The sequence below is a fragment of the Streptomyces sp. ATexAB-D23 genome (genome assembly GCF_000373645.1).
Classification (GTDB): Bacteria; Actinomycetota; Actinomycetes; order Streptomycetales; family Streptomycetaceae; genus Streptomyces; species Streptomyces castrisilvae.
The window spans coordinates 258,666-277,353 of sequence record NZ_KB892001.1 but is presented as its reverse complement, the minus strand read 5'-3'; the positions used below and the strand labels follow the sequence as shown (position 1 = coordinate 277,353).

Below are 18,688 nucleotides of genomic sequence, written 5' to 3'. Positions count from 1 at the left end.
TGTGTGGCTGGGGCTACCCGGGGCTGGCGTCGAGTGCGTGGCCGACCAGGGCCAGCAGCGACTCGACGACGGTGATCCTGCTGCGCGCGTCCATGATCACCACGGGGACGTGCGCGGGGACGGTCAGGGCCTCCCGGACGTCCTCCGCCTCGAACCCAGGCGTGCCCTCGAAGTGGTTGACGGCCACGATGTACGGGAGTCCGCAGCTCTCGAAGTAGTCGAGGGCGGGGAAGCAGTCGGCGAGCCGCCGGGTGTCGGCCATGACGACCGCGCCGATCGCGCCGCGCACCAGGTCGTCCCACATGAACCAGAAGCGCTGCTGGCCCGGGGTGCCGAAGACGTACAGCACGAGGTCGTCGTCCAGCGTGAGCCGGCCGAAGTCCATGGCGACGGTCGTCGTGGTCTTGTCGGGCGTGGCGTCGAGGTCGTCGGTGCCCTCGCTGGCCCGGGTCATCATCGCCTCGGTCTGGAGCGGGGTGATCTCCGAGACCGAGGTCACGAAGGTGGTCTTGCCGACGCCGAAGCCGCCCGCGACCACGATCTTGGTGGCGATCGGGGCCCTGGTGCGGTCCAGCTGCCAGGGCTGGAGCTTCTCCTCGGGCCGGCTCTCCGGCCCCGGCTGCCGCGGGGCGAACAGCGGCGACTCAGAGACGACGGAGTCCATCGAGCACCCTTTCGAGCAGTGCGCGGTCGGGCTGGCCGGTGCCGTGACCGGTCCCGTACACGCGGATCTTTCCCTGGTCGGCCAAGTCGCTGAGCAGCACCCGGACCACACCGAGCGGCATCTTCAGCAGGGCCGAGATCTCCGCGACGGTACGCATCCGCCGGCAGATCTCGACAATGGCCCTGAGCTCCGGCATCAGCCGCGATGCCAGGTTTCCGCCGGTGAGTTCGCGGCGCTCGTCGGGCGCCTCCAGCGCGGCGACGAACGTCTCGACCAGCAGCACGTGCCCGAAGCGGGTGCGGCCACCGGTCAGCGAGTACGGGCGGACCCGCGCGGGCCGTTTGCCGGCCCCCCGGACGGGAAGATTGCGGGCCGGTCCGGCGGCGGCATGGCTCACTGGGCGCTCTCCATCGATTTGCGCAGTTCACTGCGGAGTTCGGGGGTGAGTACGTGTCCGGCCCGGCCGACGAACAGCGCCATGTGGTACGCGATGACGCTCATGTCGCAGTCGGGTGCGGCATGCACCCCGAGCAGCGAGCCGTCGCTGATCGACATGACGAAGACGCTGCCCTCCTCCATCGCGACCATGGTCTGCTTGACGCCGCCGCCCTCCATCAGCTTCGCGGCACCGACCGTGAGGCTGCCGATGCCGGAGACGATGGTCGCCAGGTCTGCGCTGGAGCCGCGCGGCCCGCTGGGCTTTCCCTGCTCGGGGGCGCTGAGGTGGCCGGGGTCGGAGGAGAGCAGCATCAGCCCGTCGGACGAGACGACGGTGACCGAGTGGACCCCTGGCACCTCCTCCACGAGATTGCTCAGCAACCAGTGAAGGTTGCGAGCCTCGGTGCTCAGCCCGAATGTGCTGGGCGCAGTCAACTGCGTGCCTCCTCGACTGTGTCCCCCGTCTCTCCGGTCCGGCCGTCGCTACGGCCTGCCGGCTCGGCATGCTCGGTGCGTGTGGTGCCTCCCGCCGGTCCTGTGCCCTCGGCGATCTCCGCCTCGACGTCGCGGCGGCCGTCCTTCGCGCCCTGGTGGAAGCCGCCGAGCCGGCGCCTCAGGGCCTCCTTGTCGACGCTCCCCCTGCGCTCGGCGGCGGGAGCCCCGGCGGGCCGGACGATCTTGGGGGTCCGCTTGGGGAGGCCCTTGTCGGTGATCCGTCCGGCCTCGGGCTCGCGGGGGCCGGGGACGGTGCCGGCGGTTTCCCGGGCCTCGGCCGCCTCGGGTTCCGCCGTCGGAGTGCCGCTGTGCGGGCCCTCGTCGGGGGCGCGCTCGTGGCGGTCGGGGCCGATGGCGTACGGGCCGCCGGCGGTCGTGGGCTCGGGGACCTCGGCGGAGCGCGGCGGGCGCGGCAGGCGCACCTGGAGGGTGGCTTCGGGGTCGTTCTCGGGGGCGGGGTCGGGAGCGGCGGGCTCGGAGGCGGTGGGCTCGGAGGCGAACTGCGCGGCCGGGAGGGGCTCGGAGGCGGAGGCCGCTTCCGGGGTCTCCGTGGACTCGTCGGGGGTCTCCGTGGACTCGTGGGGCTCGTCGAACTCGTCGGGCTCGTCGGACTCGGGCTCCGGGGCGGCGGGGGCCTCAGCGGCCTGCGGGACCTCCGGGGCCTCAGCGGGCTCCGGGGCTGCGGGGGCCTCAGGGGCCTCCGGGGCTGCGGCGGCCTCCAGGGCGGCGGGGGCCTCAGCGGCCTCCCGAGCCTCGGCGTCCGTCGTGGCCCCGGCGTCCGCCGTGGCCTCGGCGTCCGCCGTGGTCTCCGTAACCTCGGCCGCCCCCGACGCGGCGATCGCGCGTTCCGCCGCCGCGATCATCGGATCGTCGGACGTCGACGGGCCGCGCCCCGGCAGCGTGTTGGAGTTGGCCTCGGCCACCGAGCCCGGCAGGTTCAGCGCGGGCGCCTCACCGGCCGTGGTGACGGGCGGCGGGGTGGCGGCCGGGAGCGCCTTCGGCAGCAGGGCCTCGGGGAGCACGACGACCGCCGTCACCCCGCTGCTCTTCTGCTCGCGCAGCTCCACCCGCACACCGTGGCGCGCGGCGAGCAGCGAGGTCACCTGGAGGCCGAGTCCTGCCCCGTCCGCGTTCTGCTCGCCGGCCTCGAAGAGCGTCGGATCGGCGAGGCGGGTGTTCAGCTCGCCCATGCGTACCGAGGACATGCCGATGCCCTCGTCCTGGACGGAGAGCATGACCTCGCCGGTCTCCAGCAGCCAGCCGGAGAGCTGGACGTGGGAGTCGGGCGGGGAGAAGGAGGTCGCGTTCTCCAGGAGTTCCGCGACCAGGTGGCTGAGGTCGTCGGCGGCGAACCCGGCGACCTGGGCGTGCGGCGGGAGGGACTGGATGGTGACCCGCTCGTACCGCTCGATCTCGCTGACGGCCGCGCGCAGGACGTCGACCAGCGGGATCGGGCCCGGGTGCCCGTGGCCGTGCTCGGCGCCCGCGAGGACCAGCATGTTCTCGCTGTGGCGGCGCATGACCGTGGCCATGTGGTCGAGCTTGAAGAGCGTGCCGAGCCGCTCCGGGTCCTGCTCGCGCTCCTCCAGGGACTCGATGACGCCGAGCTGGCGCTCGACCAGGCCCAGGGTGCGCAGCGAGAGGTTGACGAAGGTGTGGTGGACGGTGTTCTTCAGCTTCTCCAGCTGGGCCGTGAGGTCGGCGGTGCGGACCTGGAGTTCGGCGCGCTGGACGGTGAGGGCCTCGCGTCCGGCGATCAGCTCGGCGCGCTCGGATTCCAGGGACTCGAAGCGCCCGTTGAACTCCGTCAGCAGTTCGCGCAGCTGACCGTGCAGGGCGTTGATGGAGCGGACGACCTGGGCGAACTCGTCGTTGCGGCCGGTGTAGCGGACCGGCTCGGCGGTGGCGGGCTCCGCCGCGAGCCGGGCGGCGCCGATGCGCAGTACGGCCAGCGGCTGGGTGAGGGTGCGGGCGACGGCGGTGGAGACGCCGACGGCGACGAGCAGACAGCCGCCGAGGAGCGCGATGCGCAGTTCGAGGGCCGTGACGTCGTCGTCGCGGAGCTGTCCGAGCCGCTGGACCTGTGTGGTGCCGAGGGCGGACTCCACCGAGCGCATCCGGTCGACCCGGGCGGAGAGCGCAGCGGCGACCTTCTTGGTGCTCACCTTCAGGTCGTTGTCGGACAGCTCGGGGCGGTCGGTGAGTTCGGCGAGGTACTTCTCGGCGCTGTTGACCTCGGGGCCGGTGACAATGGAGGCCAGCTTGTCGCGGGCGGTCGTGCCGGCGGACTGGTCGAACTCGGCGAGCGCGGACAGCTCGCCGACCCGGGCCTGCTGGGCGGCGGCGCTCAGCGCGTCGCGGGTGCGGTCCTCCTTGGTCTCGCCCTCGTCCTCGGTCTGGACGGGGAGACCGGTGAACGGGTCGATCCGGGGGGCCTCCGGCTCCGGGCGGGGCACGGCGAGCGCGGCGAGCAGCAGCCCGCGGGTGGCGGCGGCCTGTTCGGTGGCACGGCCGAGGGCCTGCGGGGTGCGGGTCTCCTCCGCGGCGCGCGGCGGGGTGTCCCTGGCCAGCTCGTCGGCGAGGCCGTGGAGCTTGGCGATGACCTCGGAGTACGCCTGGTGGGCCTCCAGCGCCGTGCCCTTGCCGCTGACCGCGTCGCGGCGCAGGGAGGGGATGGTGGACAGGTCGCGGCGGAGGTCGGCGGGGGCCGCGTCCCTGATCTCGTCCACCTGCTGGTCGACACGGGCGCTGCGGCTGCCCGGCTCGCCCTCACGGCCGCCGGCGATGTAGGTGGTGACCTCGTCGCGCTCGTCGGCGAGGGAGTGGGCGAGCGAGATGGCCTGCTGGTTCAGCTCGGCGAGGGTGACCAGCTGCTGCGCGTCGGTGAGGTCGGACGAGGCGGCGAGCACCGCGGGCGTCCCGGCGGCTATGACGGTGATCCCGACGACGGCGACACCCGCGACCAGCCTGGTGCGGACGCGTACGGTGCGGCCGCTCCCGGCCCCGGCAGTCGGCGCCGCCTCGGAACCGCTGTTGCTGCCGCCCTTGCTCCGAGGCCGCTTCTTCTGCACCGGTGCTCGCAATCTTGACTCGTCCGCCCTTGAAGCAGAGGTGACGCACGGTCACAAGAACGAGCGCCCCGCCCCCTGGTACGGCTTCCGACCATTCCAGTGCTTTTGCGCAGGGGGCGCGCATCAACCGCTCCGCCACTCGAACGAGTGAACATCACTCCCGAGTTGGCGAACAAGTCACGCCGCCGGGCGCCGGCGCGCCCCACGGGCACCGGCTGGAACTTCCGGGCAGGCTTTGGCAGGATGCCCGCCCGCATCCCGGGGCGGAGGACACCCTTCCGCCCCGCCCACCCGTCTGACCTGCTGGTACGCACCAATCCCGGTGCCGTGCAGGTGCGGTGAAGGCATCGTGCAGACTGGCCGCATGCGCATCGAACTCGCCACCGCCGCCGGCACGCCCGGACGTCCGAACGAGGACTGGACCGCCACGGTCCTTCCCGCTTCCGGCCAGGGCGGAGGACTGGTGCTGCTGGACGGCGTCACGCCCCCGCAGGGCGACGACGGCTGTGTGCACTCGGTTCCCTGGTTCACCGCGAGACTGGGCGGCGCCCTGGTCGAACTGTCCGGTTCGCGACGGGATCTGACCCTGCGCGAGGTCCTGGCGGAGTCCATCCGGCGCACCGCGGACAGCCATCGCTCCCTGTGTGACCTTTCTCACGTGCGTACGCCACAGGCAACCGTCGTCGTGGTGCGTTGGGACGAGACCTGGGTCGAGCACCTGGTGCTGTCCGATTCGGTGCTGCTGTTCGAGTCGCCCGGCGGGGATGTACACGCTGTGCTGGACGACCGGCTCGACCGGCTGCCGCCGGAGCTTCTGGTCTCGGAGGCGGTGGCCGACGCCCGCGCGCGCAACAAGGAGGGCGGCTTCTTCACGGCCGCCGCCGATCCGGACGTGGCGGACCGCGCGGTGACCGGGCGGACGCCGCGCGCGGAGGTGCGGGCCCTGGTGGCGATGACGGACGGGGCGAGCCGCTGGACGGAGATGTTCGGCGAGGGCGACTGGGCGGACTGCCTCGCGCTCCTGGAGAAGGAGGGGCCGCAGGGGCTGATCGACCGTGTCCGCGCCCTGGAGGACGCGGACACGGAGCGCAGGCGCCTGCGGCGGGGCAAGACGCACGACGACGCGACGGCGGTCTACGCCCGGCTGTGAGGCGGCACGAAGGCGGCGGGGCGGCCGCCCGCCACCGTCAGTCCTCGGCGCGGGCGTTCAAGTGGTGGAGCAGCCGGGCCAGTTCCGCCACCTCGGCGCGGTCCCAGTCGGCGAGCTTGCGCACATAGCGGTCGCGGCGCGCGTCGCGGACGCTGCGGAACCGGGCGAGGCCCTCCTCGGTGAGGTGGACGAGGAAGGCGCGCCCGTCGGCCGGATCGGGCTCCCGCGCCACCAGTCCGAGCGCTTCCAGGGCACGGAGTTGACGGCTCATGGTGGCCTTGCCGACGCCGAAGTACGAGGCGAGATCGGTGGCGCGCTGGCGCCCGGCGGATTCCAGGCGTACGAACAGGCCGTAGGCGGCGGCCTCCAGCTCGGGGTGCACCTCGCGCGCCATTTCGCCGGAATTGGCCCGTGCGCGGCGCAGGAAGACGGCCAACTCCAGCTCCAGGGCGAGGAATTCGTGGTCCACACCACTTCCTCCGGTTGCGCCGGGTTCACGCCCGCTTTCGCTCCCGTGCACGTCAACACCCCTCATGAGCTTTCCTGCCGCTGAAAGTTTCCTCCGCCGCCGGTCATCGCCGCAGCTCGGTCAGTATTTCGCAGGAGTAGACCAACGGCACAGCCGAGGCCCTCTTCCGTCACACGGGTCTACGTGCGTAGCGTCATGCGTGACATGTTCACACCATGGCATGTCTCCGGGGTCGCCACGCCGCGTTCCCCGGGTCGGCAGATCCCCTCACTGAGGCCTCGGAGGCACGCACATGCCCGTGCACAGATCCGGCTCCACGAAGTCCCGCCGCTCCCGCTTCGCGGCCGCGGGCACCCTGCTCGCAGCCCTCTCGCTCCTCATCGCCCTGCCGGGTGCCTCGAACGCCGCCGGCGGAAGCCCGGCCGGACCGGCCCGCGGCACCGCCACCATGGGCATGGGCGTCGTCGCCCACGACGGCCAGGGCGGCCTGCCGATCGGCACCCGCGCCGTCCAGACCGAGGGCGTGGACGTCGCCAGCTACCAGGGCAACGTCGCCTGGGCGACTCTCTGGAACAGCGGCGTCAAGTGGGCCTACACCAAGGCCACCGAGGGCACGTACTACACGAACCCCTACTTCGCCCAGCAGTACAACGGCTCGTACAACGTGGGCATGATCCGCGGCGCGTACCACTTCGCGACGCCCGACACCACGAGCGGCGCCGCCCAGGCCAACTACTTCGTGGACCACGGGGGCGGCTGGTCCAAGGACGGCAAGACCCTGCCGGGCGTGCTCGACATCGAGTGGAACCCGTACGGGGCGCAGTGCTACGGCAAGACCGCGGCCCAGATGGTCGCGTGGATCCGTGACTTCGTGAACACGTACAAGGCGCGCACCGGGCGGGACGCGGTCATCTACACCGCGACCAGCTGGTGGAAGGACTGCACCGGCAACAACGCGGGCTTCGCCACCACCAACCCGCTGTGGGTGGCTCGTTACAGCTCAGCGGTCGGCGAACTCCCGGCCGGCTGGGGCTTCTACACGATCTGGCAGTACACGTCGTCCGGCCCGACCGTCGGCGACCACAACCACTTCAACGGCGCCCTCGACCGCGTACAGGCGCTGGCCAACGGATAGACCCAGCCGCACCCTTCTCGCACGGAGCCCGGTGACGTACCCCGTCGCCGGGCCTCGTCGCGTTCACACCCCGGCCGGCCCGGCCTTTCACGAGGCACCCCCGCTATACATTCGATGTATACGCCACATGTATAGTCGCCGCTCCAGGTCGCACACCAGTGCGGCTGTTCACGCGAGGGAGTGGCGAGCCGTGCCCAGTAGGACGAAGTCGATCGGTACGGGGTTGGCCGTCGCCCTTGTGACAGCGCTCACGCTGACGTTGAGCGGCTGCTCGATGGAGACCACGGCGCCAGGCTCCGCGCGCGCCGACGCCGACTCGGACGCCAAGGGCTCGTTCGGCCCGGTGGACTGCCGCAAGGCCAAGTGCATAGCCCTGACCTTCGACGCGGGCCCCGCCGAGGACACCCCCCATCTGCTGGACATCCTCAAGGAGAAGAAGGTCCACGCGACCTTCTTCCTGCTGGGCAAGAACCACGTCAAGAAGCACCCCGAGACCGTCCGCCGCATCGAGGCCGAGGGCCACGAGGTCGCCAACCACACGTGGTCGCACGAGATCCTCACGGACAAGAAGCCCGCCGAGATACGGGCCGAGCTAGAGAAGACGCAGGACGCGATCGAGGCGATCACCGGCAAGAAGCCGCGGCTGATGCGCCCGCCGCAGGGCCGCACCGACGACACCGTCTCCGGGATCAGCAAGGACCTCGGCCTCTCCCAGATCCTGTGGAGCGCCACCGCCAAGGACTACTCGACGAACGACTCCGCGCTGATCAAGAAGCGGATACTCGACCAGGCGAGCAAGGACGGCATCATCCTGCTGCACGACATCTACAAGGGCACCGTGCCCGCCGTGCCCGGCATCATCGACGCGCTGAAGAAGCAGGGCTACACCTTTGTGACGGTGCCCCAGCTGATGGCGCCCGCCGAGCCCGTCCCGGGCACGATCTACCGCCCCTAGGACCTGGAACGGCCGGGGTTCCGCCTCGCGTACGCGGAACGGCCCGCCTTCCCCGCGAGGGGAGGGCGGGCCGCCCGTACCGGCCGTGTCCGTGCTGCCACGCCCGTCACGCCGTGGCACCTACGCCGCGGCCGGAACCCTCAGCTCCGCCGCGGCCGAGGCCGGGGCGAGGGCGATCTCCAGCACCTGGCGGACGTCGGTGACCGGGTGGACCTCCAGGGTCTCCAGCACCTCGGCCGGGACGTCGTCCAGGTCGGCCTCGTTCCGCTTGGGGATCACCACGGTGGTGATGCCCGCGCGGTGCGCGGCCAGCAGCTTCTGCTTCAGCCCGCCGATCGGCAGCACCCGCCCGGTAAGCGAGACCTCACCGGTCATCGCCACATCCGTGCGGACCAGCCGGCCGGAGAGCAGCGAGGCCAGCGCGGTCGTCATGGTGATGCCCGCGCTCGGGCCGTCCTTGGGGACCGCGCCCGCCGGGAAGTGGATGTGCGCCCCGCGGTCCTTGAGGTCCGCGACCGGCAGCTCCAGTTCCGCGCCGTGCGACCGCAGGAAGCTCAGAGCGATCTGCGCGGACTCCTTCATGACGTCGCCGAGCTGACCGGTCAGGGTCAGTCCGGACGCCCCGGTCTCCGGATCGGCGAGCGACGCCTCCACGAACAGGACGTCACCACCGGCCCCGGTCACCGCGAGCCCGGTGGCCACACCCGGCACCGCGGTGCGGCGCTCGGCCGGGTCCTGGGCGGACTCGGGGACGTGGTGCGGGCGCCCGATCAGACCGCGCAGGTCGTCCTCGGTCACCGTGAACGGCAGCTCGCGGTCGCCCAGTTCGTGCTGGGCCGCGACCTTCCGCAGCAGCCGGGCGACGGACCGCTCCAGGTTCCGCACACCGGCCTCCCGGGTGTACTCGCCGGCCAGCTTGCGCAGCGCCGGCTCGTCGAGGGCGACCTCGTCCTTCTCCAGGCCGGCCCGCTCCAGCTGGCGCGGGAGCAGGTGGTCGCGGGCGATGACGACCTTCTCGTCCTCGGTGTAGCCGTCGAGCCTGACCAGCTCCATCCGGTCGAGCAGCGCCTCCGGGATGGCCTCCAGGACGTTGGCGGTGGCCAGGAAGACGACGTCGCTGAGGTCGAGCTCGACCTCCAGGTAGTGGTCGCGGAAGGTGTGGTTCTGCGCGGGGTCGAGCACTTCGAGGAGGGCCGCGGCCGGGTCGCCCCGGAAGTCGGAGCCGACCTTGTCGATCTCGTCCAGCAGGACGACCGGGTTCATCGAACCGGCCTCCTTGATGGCCCGGACGATGCGTCCGGGCAGCGCGCCCACGTACGTACGCCGGTGGCCGCGGATCTCCGCCTCGTCCCGGACACCGCCGAGCGCGACGCGGACGAACTCGCGGCCCATGGCGTGCGCCACGGACTCCCCGAGCGAGGTCTTGCCGACGCCGGGCGGGCCGACGAGGGCCAGCACGGCGCCGCCGCGCCGCCCGCCGACCACACCCAGCCCCCGGTCGGCACGGCGCTTGCGCACCGCGAGGTACTCGGTGATGCGCTCCTTCACGTCCTGGAGTCCGGCGTGCTCGGCGTCCAGGATCTCCTGGGCGCCCCTGATGTCGTAGGTGTCCTCGGTGCGCTCGGTCCAGGGCAGTTCGAGGACGGTGTCGAGCCAGGTCCTGATCCAGGAGCCCTCGGGGCTCTGGTCGGAGGACCGCTCCAGCTTGTCGACCTCCTTGAGCGCGGCCTCGCGGACGTGCTCGGGCAGGTCGGCGGCCTCGACGCGGGCCCGGTAGTCGTCGGACTCGTCCTCCGGGTCGCCGTTGAGCTGGGAGAGCTCCTTGCGTACGGCGTCGAGCTGGCGCCGCAGCAGGAATTCGCGCTGCTGCTTGTCGACGCCCTCCTGGACGTCCTTGGCGATGGACTCGGCGACATCCTGCTCGGCGAGGTGTTCGCCGAGCCACTGGATGGCGAGCCTCAGCCGGGCGACCGGGTCGGTGGTCTCCAGCAGCCGGACCTTCTGGGCGGTCGTGAGGAAGGGCGAGTACCCGGAGTTGTCGGCGAGCGCGGAGACGTCCTCGATCTGCTGGACCCGGTCCACGACCTGCCAGGCGCCGCGCTTCTTCAGCCAGCTGGTGGCGAGCGCCTTGTACTCCTTGACCAGCTCGGCGGCGGCCCCGGGCAGGGGGTCGGGGACGGACGCGTCGGCCCGGACCCCTTCCACCCACAGCGCGGCGCCCGGCCCGCTGGTGCCCGCGCCGACCCTGATCCGGTCGCGGCCCCGGATGAGGGCGCCCGGATCGCCGTCGGAGAGCCGTCCGACCTGCTCGACGATCCCGAGGACACCGATGCCGGTGTAGGTCCCGTCGATACGCGGGACGAGCAGCACCTCGGGCTTGCCCCCGTCCTCCCGGGCAGCGGCCTGCGCGGCCTCCACGGCGGCGCGCACCTCGGTGTCGGACAGGTCGAGAGGCACCACCATCCCCGGCAGCACGACCTCGTCATCGAGCGGCAGCACGGGCAGGGTGAGCGGTGTGACGGCATTGGACTCAGTAGCCATGATCTCCCCTTCGGCAGTCAAGTTGAGCTATGAAGACTCAATGCTTGTGAGCCCCTCAATGTTCCCCCCGGTGTGTTCGCTCTGAGCGATCAGGGGTGAACGCCGACCGCGCCGCATCCCGTGCAACACCGGGAGGCCGTCGCCGATTTCCGGCGCCACTCACTCGCCCGCCCCCGAAACCCCGTGGAACGCGCGCGCCGCGGCGGACAGGATGGCGCCATGACCTCCCACCCGCTCCCCTCGCAGGCCCTGCTCGTCGTGGACGTACAGAAGGCCGGGGTGAGCGGTGAGCGTGCCGTGCCCGGGGCCGGTGTGCTGCTGGACCGTACGGCCGGGCTGCTGGCGCGGGCGCGGCGTGCGGGCGCGGTCGTCGTCCACCTCCAGAACGACGGCGGTCCCGGCACGGGCGACGAACCGCACACGCCCGGCTGGGCGCTGCACCTGCCCGTCGAGGCGGGCCCCACGGAGTTCGTGATCCGCAAGACCGAGGACGACGGCTTCGCGGGTACGCCCCTGGGCGCCGTGCTGGCCGAGGCGGGCGTCGAGGCGCTGGCCGTCTGCGGGGTCATGTCGGAGATGTGCGTCCAGGCGACGGCCCGCACCGCCCTGGAGCTGGGCTACCGGGTCGTCCTCCCCCACGACGCCCACGCCACGCACGACATCCCGGCGGCCCCCGGAATCAGTGGTGCGGTGCCCGCCGCCGTGGTGTCCCGGGTCGCCGCCTGGGCGATCAGCGCGGACGCCGACGTCACCACGCCCGCCGTGGCCGTGGAGTTCGCGGCGCCGTCCGGCTCCGGCAACCCGCTGGCCCCCGCCCCGCCCGGCGCGACAGGATGACCGTGACACCGCCCCACGCCCACCGGAGACCAGCGCCATGTCCCACACGTTCGGCCCCGACACCGACGCCCCCGTCACCCTGGACCGCCGCGAGGGTCCGTACGGGGAGGTCGTCCTGCGCAGGCGGGGCGAGGACTTCGAGATCATCGCCAACGGGTGCTTCCTCATGGACACCTCCGACGGACGCTCCGAGCGGCTGCTGATCGACGCCGCGCTCGCCGCGCTCCCGGCCGGCCGCACCGGCCCCGCCGTCCTCATCGGCGGGCTGGGTGTCGGTTTCTCGCTCGCCCGCGCGGCCGCCGAGCCGCGCTGGGGCAGGATCGCGGTCGCCGAGCGGGAGCAGGCGATCGTGGACTGGCACCTGGCCGGGCCGCTGGCCGGGATCTCGGGGCCCGCGCTCGCCGATCCCCGTACCGAAGTGCTGACGACCGACCTCGTCGCATACCTGCGCACGACTACGGACCGTTACGACGCCTTGTGTCTGGACATCGACAACGGGCCGGACTGGACCGTCACCGAGGACAACGGGAACCTCTACTCCCCCGCCGGTCTCGCGGACTGCCACGCGCGGCTCACCCCGGGCGGTGTGCTCGCGGTGTGGTCCGCACAACCTTCCGCCGCCTTCGAGCAGGCCCTACGGAATGCCGGGTTCCAAGGGGTAAGGACGGAAGAAGTAGGCGTTGCCCGAGGTGTTCCGGACGTGGTCCATCTCGCCATTCGCGCACGCTGACATCCCCCCGGCGGGTATCGCGGCCCCCGGGCGCCCGGGGGCCAAGCCCGACAAGCGCGACACTCCGCGTTTCACGTACACCCGTTCCGTCCGCACAGACTTGCACCCTGCGTAGCCGGAAGCCCTCCGCTGCCTCTACGCTGCTGACCGGTAGCGGGATCACCCACGAAATTCACGAGCGAAAACCGTTCGTCCGGGGGAATGGCCTCCGTGAGAACGGGCAGGGGCGGGGCGATGGAACAGACACACACCACCCACAACGGTGTCGCGGCCACCCCGGGCGCGCAGCGCCGCGTGCTGGTGGTCGAGGACGACGCCACGATCGTCGATGCCATTTCCGCCCGGCTGCGGGCGGAGGGCTTCCTGGTGCAGACCGCTCTCGACGGCCCGGCGGCCGTGGACGCGGCCGAGGCCTGGCAGCCGGATCTGATGGTGCTCGACATCATGCTTCCCGGCTTCGACGGCCTGGAGGTCTGCCGCCGGGTGCAGGCCCAGCGGCCGGTGCCGGTGCTGATGCTGACCGCCCGGGACGACGAGACCGACATGCTCGTCGGGCTCGGGGTCGGCGCCGACGACTACATGACCAAGCCGTTCTCCATGCGGGAGCTGGCCGCGCGGGTCCACGTCCTGCTGCGCAGGGTGGAGCGGGCGGCGCTGGCGGCCGTGACACCGCGCAGCGGGATACTCCGCCTCGGCGAGCTGGAGATCGACCACGCGCAGCGCCGGGTGCGGGTCCGGGCCGACGACGTCCACCTGACACCGACCGAGTTCGACCTGCTGGTGTGCCTGGCGAACACCCCGCGCGCGGTCCTCTCCCGGGAGCAGCTGCTGGCCGAGGTCTGGGACTGGGCGGACGCCTCGGGCACCCGGACCGTCGACAGCCACATCAAGGCGCTGCGCCGGAAGATCGGCGCGGAGCGCATCCGTACCGTGCACGGCGTCGGCTACGCGCTGGAGACCCCGGCTCCATGACCGCGCCCGGACCGGGACTGCGGCCGTTCTCCATCAAGGCCAAGCTGGGCACCCTGGTCGTGGTGTCGGTCTTCATCACGACGGGGCTGCTCATGGTCGCCCTGCGTACGCGGACCGAGCTGCGGTTCATCACCGTGTTCTCGGTCATCGCGACCCTGCTCATCACCCAGTTCGTGGCGCACGGTCTGACCGCACCGCTGGACGAGATGCGTGCCGTGGCCCGCTCCATCTCGCACGGCGACTACACGCGCAGGGTGAACGGCGCGGGCCGGCGCGACGAGTTGGGCGACCTGGCCCAGACGATCAATCTGATGGCCGACGACCTGGCGGCGGTGGACCGGCACCGCAAGGAGCTGGTGGCGAATGTCTCGCACGAGCTGCGCACCCCCATCGCGGCGCTGAGAGCCGTCCTGGAGAACGTCGTGGACGGGGTCTCGTCCGCCGATCCGGAGACGATGCGCACGGCGCTCAAACAGACGGAGCGCCTCGGCCGGCTGGTGGAAACGCTGCTGGACCTGTCCCGGCTGGACAACGGCGTGGTCACGCTGAGGGCCGGCCGCTTCGAGGTGTGGCCGTATCTGTCGGGGGTGCTGAAGGAGGCGAACCTCGCCGCCGCGCACCGCCGGCTGTCCTCGGGCTCCGGCAACCACTCGCGCACCGACGTCCATCTGCACCTGGACGTCTCGCCGCCCGAGCTGACCGCGCACGCGGACGCGGAGCGGCTGCACCAGGTGGTGGCCAACCTGATCGACAACGCGGTCAAGCACAGTCCGCCGCACGGCCGGGTCACGGTGCTCGCCCGGCGCGGCCCGCAGCCGGAGTCCCTGCTCCTGGAGGTGGTGGACGAGGGCCCCGGCATCCCGGAGCCCGAGCGCCACCGCGTCTTCGAGCGTTTCAACCGGGGCGAGGTGGCCTCCCCGCACGGTCCGGGCAGCGACGGCGGTACGGGGCTGGGGCTCGCGATCGCCCGCTGGGCGGTGGATCTGCACGGCGGCCGTATCGGGGTGGCCGAATCTGCTCGCGGCTGCCGCATCCGCGTCACTCTTCCGGGGATACCTCAACAGCGAGGTTGACGTAGGGTTCGAACCGGAAGGGCACGTTCTGCGTGTTCTGTTCAGGGGGTACGGTCCAAGGGGCCGTAGTTGCGGCCTCGCGTACCCGGAGTGAAGCGGAACCATGCTTGTTTCCCGCCATTTCCTGCGCCGAAACCCGACTTTCGATGTGACTTGCACGACGAAGACCGGCCCGGCCTGCAGGGAACGGCCGGGGAGGCGTAGCCTTGATTCCCGCTGTCCATCACCTTGTGAAGCGGAAGAGGGCGGTTGCCGCCGTGTCGTCTCAGTCCCCCAGTAACTCGAGCATCTCGACCGACCAGGCCGGCCCGGGTACCAACCCGGCCGCGGCTTTCGGCGCCAATGAGTGGCTCGTCGACGAGATCTACCAGCAGTACCTCCAGGACCCCAATTCGGTCGATCGCGCCTGGTGGGACTTCTTCGCCGACTACAAGCCGGGCAAGACCGGCACGGCGGACAAGCCCGTTCCCGGCGCCGCAGCCGCGGGGGCTGCGACGCCCGCGGCCCCGGCCGCCGCCACCAACAACACCGCACCGGCAGCGCCGGCGCAGCCCGCGGCCCAGGCACCGGCGGCTCCCGCCGCGCCGGCCGCTCCCGCCGCGCCCAAGGCTCCGGCCCCGGCCGCACCCGCCCCGGCGAAGGCGGCACCGGCTCCGGCCGCGAAGGCCCCCGCCGCCAAGGCCGCGGCCCCCGCCGCCAAGGCCGCGGCCCCGGCCGCCAAGGCCGACGCGGACACGGAGGCTCCGGCCGGTCCGGAGTACGTGACGCTGCGCGGTCCGTCCGCCGCGGTCGCGAAGAACATGAACGCCTCGCTGGAGCTGCCGACGGCCACGTCCGTGCGCGCCGTCCCGGTGAAGCTGCTCTTCGACAACCGCATCGTCATCAACAACCACCTCAAGCGCGCCCGGGGCGGGAAGATCTCCTTCACGCACCTCATCGGGTACGCGATGGTGCAGGCCCTCAAGGCCATGCCGGCGATGAACCACTCCTTCGCGGTGAAGGACGGCAAGCCGACCCTGGTCAAGCCGGAGCACGTCAACCTCGGCCTGGCCATCGACCTGGTGAAGCCGAACGGCGACCGCCAGCTGGTCGTCGCGGCCATCAAGAAGGCCGAGACGCTCAACTTCTTCGAGTTCTGGCAGGCCTACGAGGACATCGTCCGCCGCGCCCGCAACGGCAAGCTCGGCATGGACGACTTCACCGGCGTCACCGCCTCGCTGACCAACCCCGGCGGCATCGGCACCGTCCACTCGGTGCCCCGCCTGATGCCCGGACAGGGCCTCATCATGGGCGTCGGCGCGATGGACTACCCGGCCGAGTTCCAGGGCACCTCGCAGGACACCCTGAACAAGCTGGGCATCTCCAAGGTCATGACCCTGACCTCCACGTACGACCACCGGGTCATCCAGGGTGCCGCCTCCGGCGAGTTCCTGCGCATCCTGGCCCAGCTGCTGCTCGGCGAGAACGAGTTCTACGACGAGATCTTCAAGGCGCTGCGCATCCCCTACGAGCCGGTCCGCTGGCTCAAGGACATCGACGCCTCGCACGACGACGACGTCACCAAGGCCGCGCGGGTCTTCGAGCTGATCCACTCCTACCGGGTCCGCGGCCACGTCATGGCCGACACCGACCCGCTGGAGTACCACCAGCGCAAGCACCCCGACCTGGACATCACCGAGCACGGCCTCACCCTGTGGGACCTGGAGCGGGACTTCGCGGTCGGCGGGTTCGCCGGCAAGTCGATGATGAAGCTCCGCGACATCCTCGGCGTGCTGCGCGAGTCGTACTGCCGCACCACCGGCATCGAGTTCATGCACATCCAGGACCCGAAGCAGCGCAAGTGGCTCCAGGACCGGGTGGAGCGTCCGCGCCCCAAGCCCGAGCGCGAGGAGCAGCTGCGCATCCTGCGCCGGCTCAACGCCGCCGAGGCGTTCGAGACGTTCCTGCAGACCAAGTACGTCGGCCAGAAGCGGTTCTCGCTGGAGGGCGGCGAGTCCGTCATCCCGCTGCTCGACGCGGTCATCGACTCCGCCGCCGAGGCCCGCCTCGACGAGGTCGTCATCGGCATGGCCCACCGCGGCCGGCTCAACGTGCTCGCCAACATCGTGGGCAAGTCGTACGCCCAGATCTTCCGCGAGTTCGAGGGCAATCTCGACCCGCGCTCGATGCACGGCTCCGGCGACGTGAAGTACCACCTGGGCGCCGAGGGCACCTTCACCGGTCTGGACGGCGAGCAGATCAAGGTCTCGCTGGCCGCCAACCCCTCGCACCTGGAGGCGGTCGACCCGGTCCTGGAGGGCATCGCCCGCGCCAAGCAGGACATCATCAACAAGGGCGGCACGGACTTCACCGTCCTGCCCGTCGCCCTCCACGGCGACGCGGCCTTCGCGGGCCAGGGCGTCGTCGCCGAGACGCTCAACATGTCGCAGCTGCGCGGCTACCGCACCGGCGGCACCGTGCACGTGGTGATCAACAACCAGGTCGGCTTCACCGCCGCCCCGGAGTCCTCGCGCTCCTCGATGTACGCCACCGACGTGGCGCGCATGATCGAGGCGCCGATCATCCACGTCAACGGCGACGACCCCGAGGCCGTCGTCCGGGTCGCCCGTCTCGCCTTCGAGTTCCGCCAGGCGTTCAACAAGGACGTCGTGATCGACCTCATCTGCTACCGCCGCCGCGGTCACAACGAGGGCGACAACCCGGAGTTCACCAACCCGCAGATGTACACCCTGATCGACAAGAAGCGCTCGGTGCGCAAGCTCTACACCGAGTCCCTCATCGGTCGCGGCGACATCACCCTGGAAGAGGCGGAGCAGGCGCTCCAGGACTTCCAGGGCCAGCTGGAGAAGGTCTTCGCCGAGGTCCGCGAGGCCACCTCGCAGCCGGCGCAGCCGCACGTCTCCGACCCGCAGGCCGAGTTCCCGGTGGCCGTGTCGACCGCGGTCTCCGCCGAGGTCGTCAAGCGGATCGCCGAGTCCCAGGTCAACATCCCCGAGTCGATCACCGTGCACCCGCGTCTGATGCCGCAGATGCAGCGCCGCGCCGCCTCGGTGGAGAACGGCACGATCGACTGGGGCATGGGCGAGACCCTGGCCATCGGTTCGCTGCTGATGGAGGGCACCCCGGTCCGGCTCGCCGGCCAGGACACCCGCCGCGGCACGTTCGGCCAGCGCCACGCGGTCCTCGTCGACCAGGTGACCGGCGAGGACTACACCCCGCTGCTCTACCTCACCGACGACCAGGCCCGCTACAACGTCTACGACTCGCTCCTCAGCGAGTACGCGGCGATGGGCTTCGAGTACGGCTACTCGCTGGCCCGCCCGGAGTCGCTGGTCGTCTGGGAGGCCCAGTTCGGCGACTTCGTCAACGGCGCGCAGACCGTCGTGGACGAGTTCATCTCCTCGGCCGAGCAGAAGTGGGGCCAGACCTCCGGCGTCACGCTGCTCCTGCCGCACGGCTACGAGGGCCAGGGCCCGGACCACTCGTCCGCCCGCCCCGAGCGCTTCCTCCAGATGTGCGCGCAGGACAACATGACGGTCGCGATGCCGACCCTGCCGTCGAACTACTTCCACCTCCTGCGGTGGCAGGTGCACAACCCGCACCACAAGCCGCTGATCGTCTTCACCCCGAAGTCGATGCTCCGCCTCAAGGCGGCCGCGTCGAAGGTGGAGGAGTTCACCACCGGCGGCTTCCGCCCGGTCATCGGTGACGAGTCGGTCAAGGCCGAGGCCGTCCGCAAGGTCGTCTTCGTCTCCGGCAAGCTCTACTACGACCTGGACGCCGAGCGCGAGAAGCGCGGTGACACGGAGACGGCGATCATCCGTCTGGAGCGCCTGTACCCGCTGCCGGGTGCGGAGATCCAGGCCGAGATCGCCAAGTACCCGAACGCCGAGAAGTACCTCTGGGCCCAGGAGGAGCCGGCGAACCAGGGTGCGTGGCCGTTCATCGCGCTCAACCTGATCGACCACCTGGACCTGGCGGTCGGCGCCGACGTCCCGCACGGCGAGCGCCTGCGCCGCATCTCGCGTCCGCGCGGCTCGTCCCCGGCGGTCGGCTCGGCCAAGCGCCACCAGGCCGAGCAGGCCCAGCTGGTCGCGGAGGTCTTCGAGGCCTGACCGGCAGCGCACACACCAAGGGGCCTGCCCCGCGATCTTTTCG

The 18,688-nt window shown here is 71.5% G+C and carries 14 protein-coding genes; 8 read left to right on the top strand and 6 right to left on the bottom strand.

The genetic code is table 11. The annotated features are described in order from the left end of the window. Positions 1 to 13: 13 nt before the first annotated feature. Genes B082_RS0101220 through B082_RS0101205 form a run of 4 tightly spaced genes read right to left on the bottom strand, consistent with a single transcriptional unit; the run spans position 14 to position 4,668 of the window. Positions 14 to 664 (bottom strand): GTP-binding protein, encoded by a 651-nt coding sequence (locus B082_RS0101220; RefSeq protein ID WP_018549995.1) that lies wholly within the window; start codon positions 662 to 664, stop codon positions 14 to 16. Beyond that, on the bottom strand, positions 645 to 1,061 hold the full coding sequence (locus B082_RS0101215) for a DUF742 domain-containing protein (RefSeq protein ID WP_018549994.1): 417 nt from the start codon (positions 1,059 to 1,061) through the stop codon (positions 645 to 647). Before B082_RS0101215 ends, B082_RS0101220 begins: the two co-directional genes overlap by 20 nt. Continuing rightward, the gene (locus B082_RS0101210; RefSeq protein ID WP_026249303.1) at positions 1,058 to 1,537 is read right to left on the bottom strand and encodes a roadblock/LC7 domain-containing protein; all 480 of its coding nucleotides are present in this window, start codon (positions 1,535 to 1,537) and stop codon (positions 1,058 to 1,060) included. The genes B082_RS0101215 and B082_RS0101210 overlap by 4 nt, the downstream gene beginning before the upstream one ends. Further along, a complete protein-coding gene (locus B082_RS0101205) occupies positions 1,534 to 4,668 on the bottom strand; it encodes a nitrate- and nitrite sensing domain-containing protein (protein ID WP_018549992.1) in 3,135 nt (1,044 codons plus the stop codon). Before B082_RS0101205 ends, B082_RS0101210 begins: the two co-directional genes overlap by 4 nt. Positions 4,669 to 5,032: 364 nt before the next feature. Here B082_RS0101205 and B082_RS0101200 point away from each other — a divergent pair, with 364 nt between their 5' ends. After that, positions 5,033 to 5,818 carry a protein phosphatase 2C domain-containing protein gene (locus B082_RS0101200; protein ID WP_018549991.1) on the top strand — a complete coding sequence of 262 codons (786 nt, stop codon included), beginning with the start codon at positions 5,033 to 5,035 and terminating at the stop codon, positions 5,816 to 5,818. Positions 5,819 to 5,855: 37 nt separating this feature from the next. Here B082_RS0101200 and B082_RS0101195 read toward each other — a convergent pair whose 3' ends face one another. Further along, positions 5,856 to 6,353: a MarR family winged helix-turn-helix transcriptional regulator gene (locus B082_RS0101195; RefSeq protein WP_202453320.1), complete on the bottom strand. Its 498-nt coding sequence runs from the start codon at positions 6,351 to 6,353 to the stop codon at positions 5,856 to 5,858. Between the two features lie 226 nt (positions 6,354 to 6,579). Between B082_RS0101195 and B082_RS0101190 the strand changes: the two genes are divergently transcribed. Both B082_RS0101190 and B082_RS0101185 read left to right on the top strand, forming a co-directional pair. Next, positions 6,580 to 7,422 carry a lysozyme gene (locus tag B082_RS0101190; protein WP_018549989.1) on the top strand — a complete coding sequence of 281 codons (843 nt, stop codon included), beginning with the start codon at positions 6,580 to 6,582 and terminating at the stop codon, positions 7,420 to 7,422. Between the two features lie 274 nt (positions 7,423 to 7,696). Further along, positions 7,697 to 8,377 carry a polysaccharide deacetylase family protein gene (locus B082_RS0101185; protein WP_018549987.1) on the top strand — a complete coding sequence of 227 codons (681 nt, stop codon included), beginning with the start codon at positions 7,697 to 7,699 and terminating at the stop codon, positions 8,375 to 8,377. 120 nt (positions 8,378 to 8,497) lie between these two features. Here the strand turns inward: B082_RS0101185 and lon are convergent, their stop codons facing one another. Then, positions 8,498 to 10,918 carry an endopeptidase La gene (lon, locus tag B082_RS0101180; RefSeq protein WP_026249300.1) on the bottom strand — a complete coding sequence of 807 codons (2,421 nt, stop codon included), beginning with the start codon at positions 10,916 to 10,918 and terminating at the stop codon, positions 8,498 to 8,500. A gap of 219 nt (positions 10,919 to 11,137) precedes the next feature. Between lon and B082_RS35370 the strand changes: the two genes are divergently transcribed. The 5 genes from B082_RS35370 (at position 11,138) to B082_RS0101155 (ending at position 18,645) form a co-directional block, all read left to right on the top strand. Next, complete coding sequence (locus B082_RS35370) at positions 11,138 to 11,755, top strand: cysteine hydrolase family protein (RefSeq protein WP_018549985.1); 618 nt, start codon at positions 11,138 to 11,140, stop codon at positions 11,753 to 11,755. 37 nt (positions 11,756 to 11,792) lie between these two features. Then, on the top strand, positions 11,793 to 12,485 hold the full coding sequence (locus B082_RS0101170) for a spermidine synthase (protein ID WP_018549984.1): 693 nt from the start codon (positions 11,793 to 11,795) through the stop codon (positions 12,483 to 12,485). Between the two features lie 234 nt (positions 12,486 to 12,719). Continuing rightward, positions 12,720 to 13,457 carry a response regulator transcription factor gene (locus B082_RS0101165; protein WP_014154105.1) on the top strand — a complete coding sequence of 246 codons (738 nt, stop codon included), beginning with the start codon at positions 12,720 to 12,722 and terminating at the stop codon, positions 13,455 to 13,457. Further along, positions 13,454 to 14,530: a HAMP domain-containing sensor histidine kinase gene (locus tag B082_RS0101160; protein ID WP_018549983.1), complete on the top strand. Its 1,077-nt coding sequence runs from the start codon at positions 13,454 to 13,456 to the stop codon at positions 14,528 to 14,530. The genes B082_RS0101165 and B082_RS0101160 overlap by 4 nt, the downstream gene beginning before the upstream one ends. Positions 14,531 to 14,787: 257 nt before the next feature. Next, positions 14,788 to 18,645, top strand: a complete 3,858-nt coding sequence (locus tag B082_RS0101155) for a multifunctional oxoglutarate decarboxylase/oxoglutarate dehydrogenase thiamine pyrophosphate-binding subunit/dihydrolipoyllysine-residue succinyltransferase subunit (RefSeq protein WP_018549982.1) — start codon at positions 14,788 to 14,790, stop codon at positions 18,643 to 18,645. Positions 18,646 to 18,688: the final 43 nt, after the last annotated feature.

Coding starts and splice junctions, on each gene's coding strand:
- B082_RS0101195 (WP_202453320.1), bottom strand. CDS start 6,353: ATGAGGGGTGTTGACGTGCACGGGAGCGAAAGCGGGCGTGAACCCGGC.
- B082_RS0101220 (WP_018549995.1), bottom strand. CDS start 664: ATGGACTCCGTCGTCTCTGAGTCGCCGCTGTTCGCCCCGCGGCAGCCG.
- B082_RS0101185 (WP_018549987.1), top strand. CDS start 7,697: ATGGAGACCACGGCGCCAGGCTCCGCGCGCGCCGACGCCGACTCGGAC.
- B082_RS0101160 (WP_018549983.1), top strand. CDS start 13,454: ATGACCGCGCCCGGACCGGGACTGCGGCCGTTCTCCATCAAGGCCAAG.
- lon (WP_026249300.1), bottom strand. CDS start 10,918: ATGGCTACTGAGTCCAATGCCGTCACACCGCTCACCCTGCCCGTGCTG.
- B082_RS0101165 (WP_014154105.1), top strand. CDS start 12,720: ATGGAACAGACACACACCACCCACAACGGTGTCGCGGCCACCCCGGGC.
- B082_RS35370 (WP_018549985.1), top strand. CDS start 11,138: ATGACCTCCCACCCGCTCCCCTCGCAGGCCCTGCTCGTCGTGGACGTA.
- B082_RS0101170 (WP_018549984.1), top strand. CDS start 11,793: ATGTCCCACACGTTCGGCCCCGACACCGACGCCCCCGTCACCCTGGAC.
- B082_RS0101200 (WP_018549991.1), top strand. CDS start 5,033: ATGCGCATCGAACTCGCCACCGCCGCCGGCACGCCCGGACGTCCGAAC.
- B082_RS0101190 (WP_018549989.1), top strand. CDS start 6,580: ATGCCCGTGCACAGATCCGGCTCCACGAAGTCCCGCCGCTCCCGCTTC.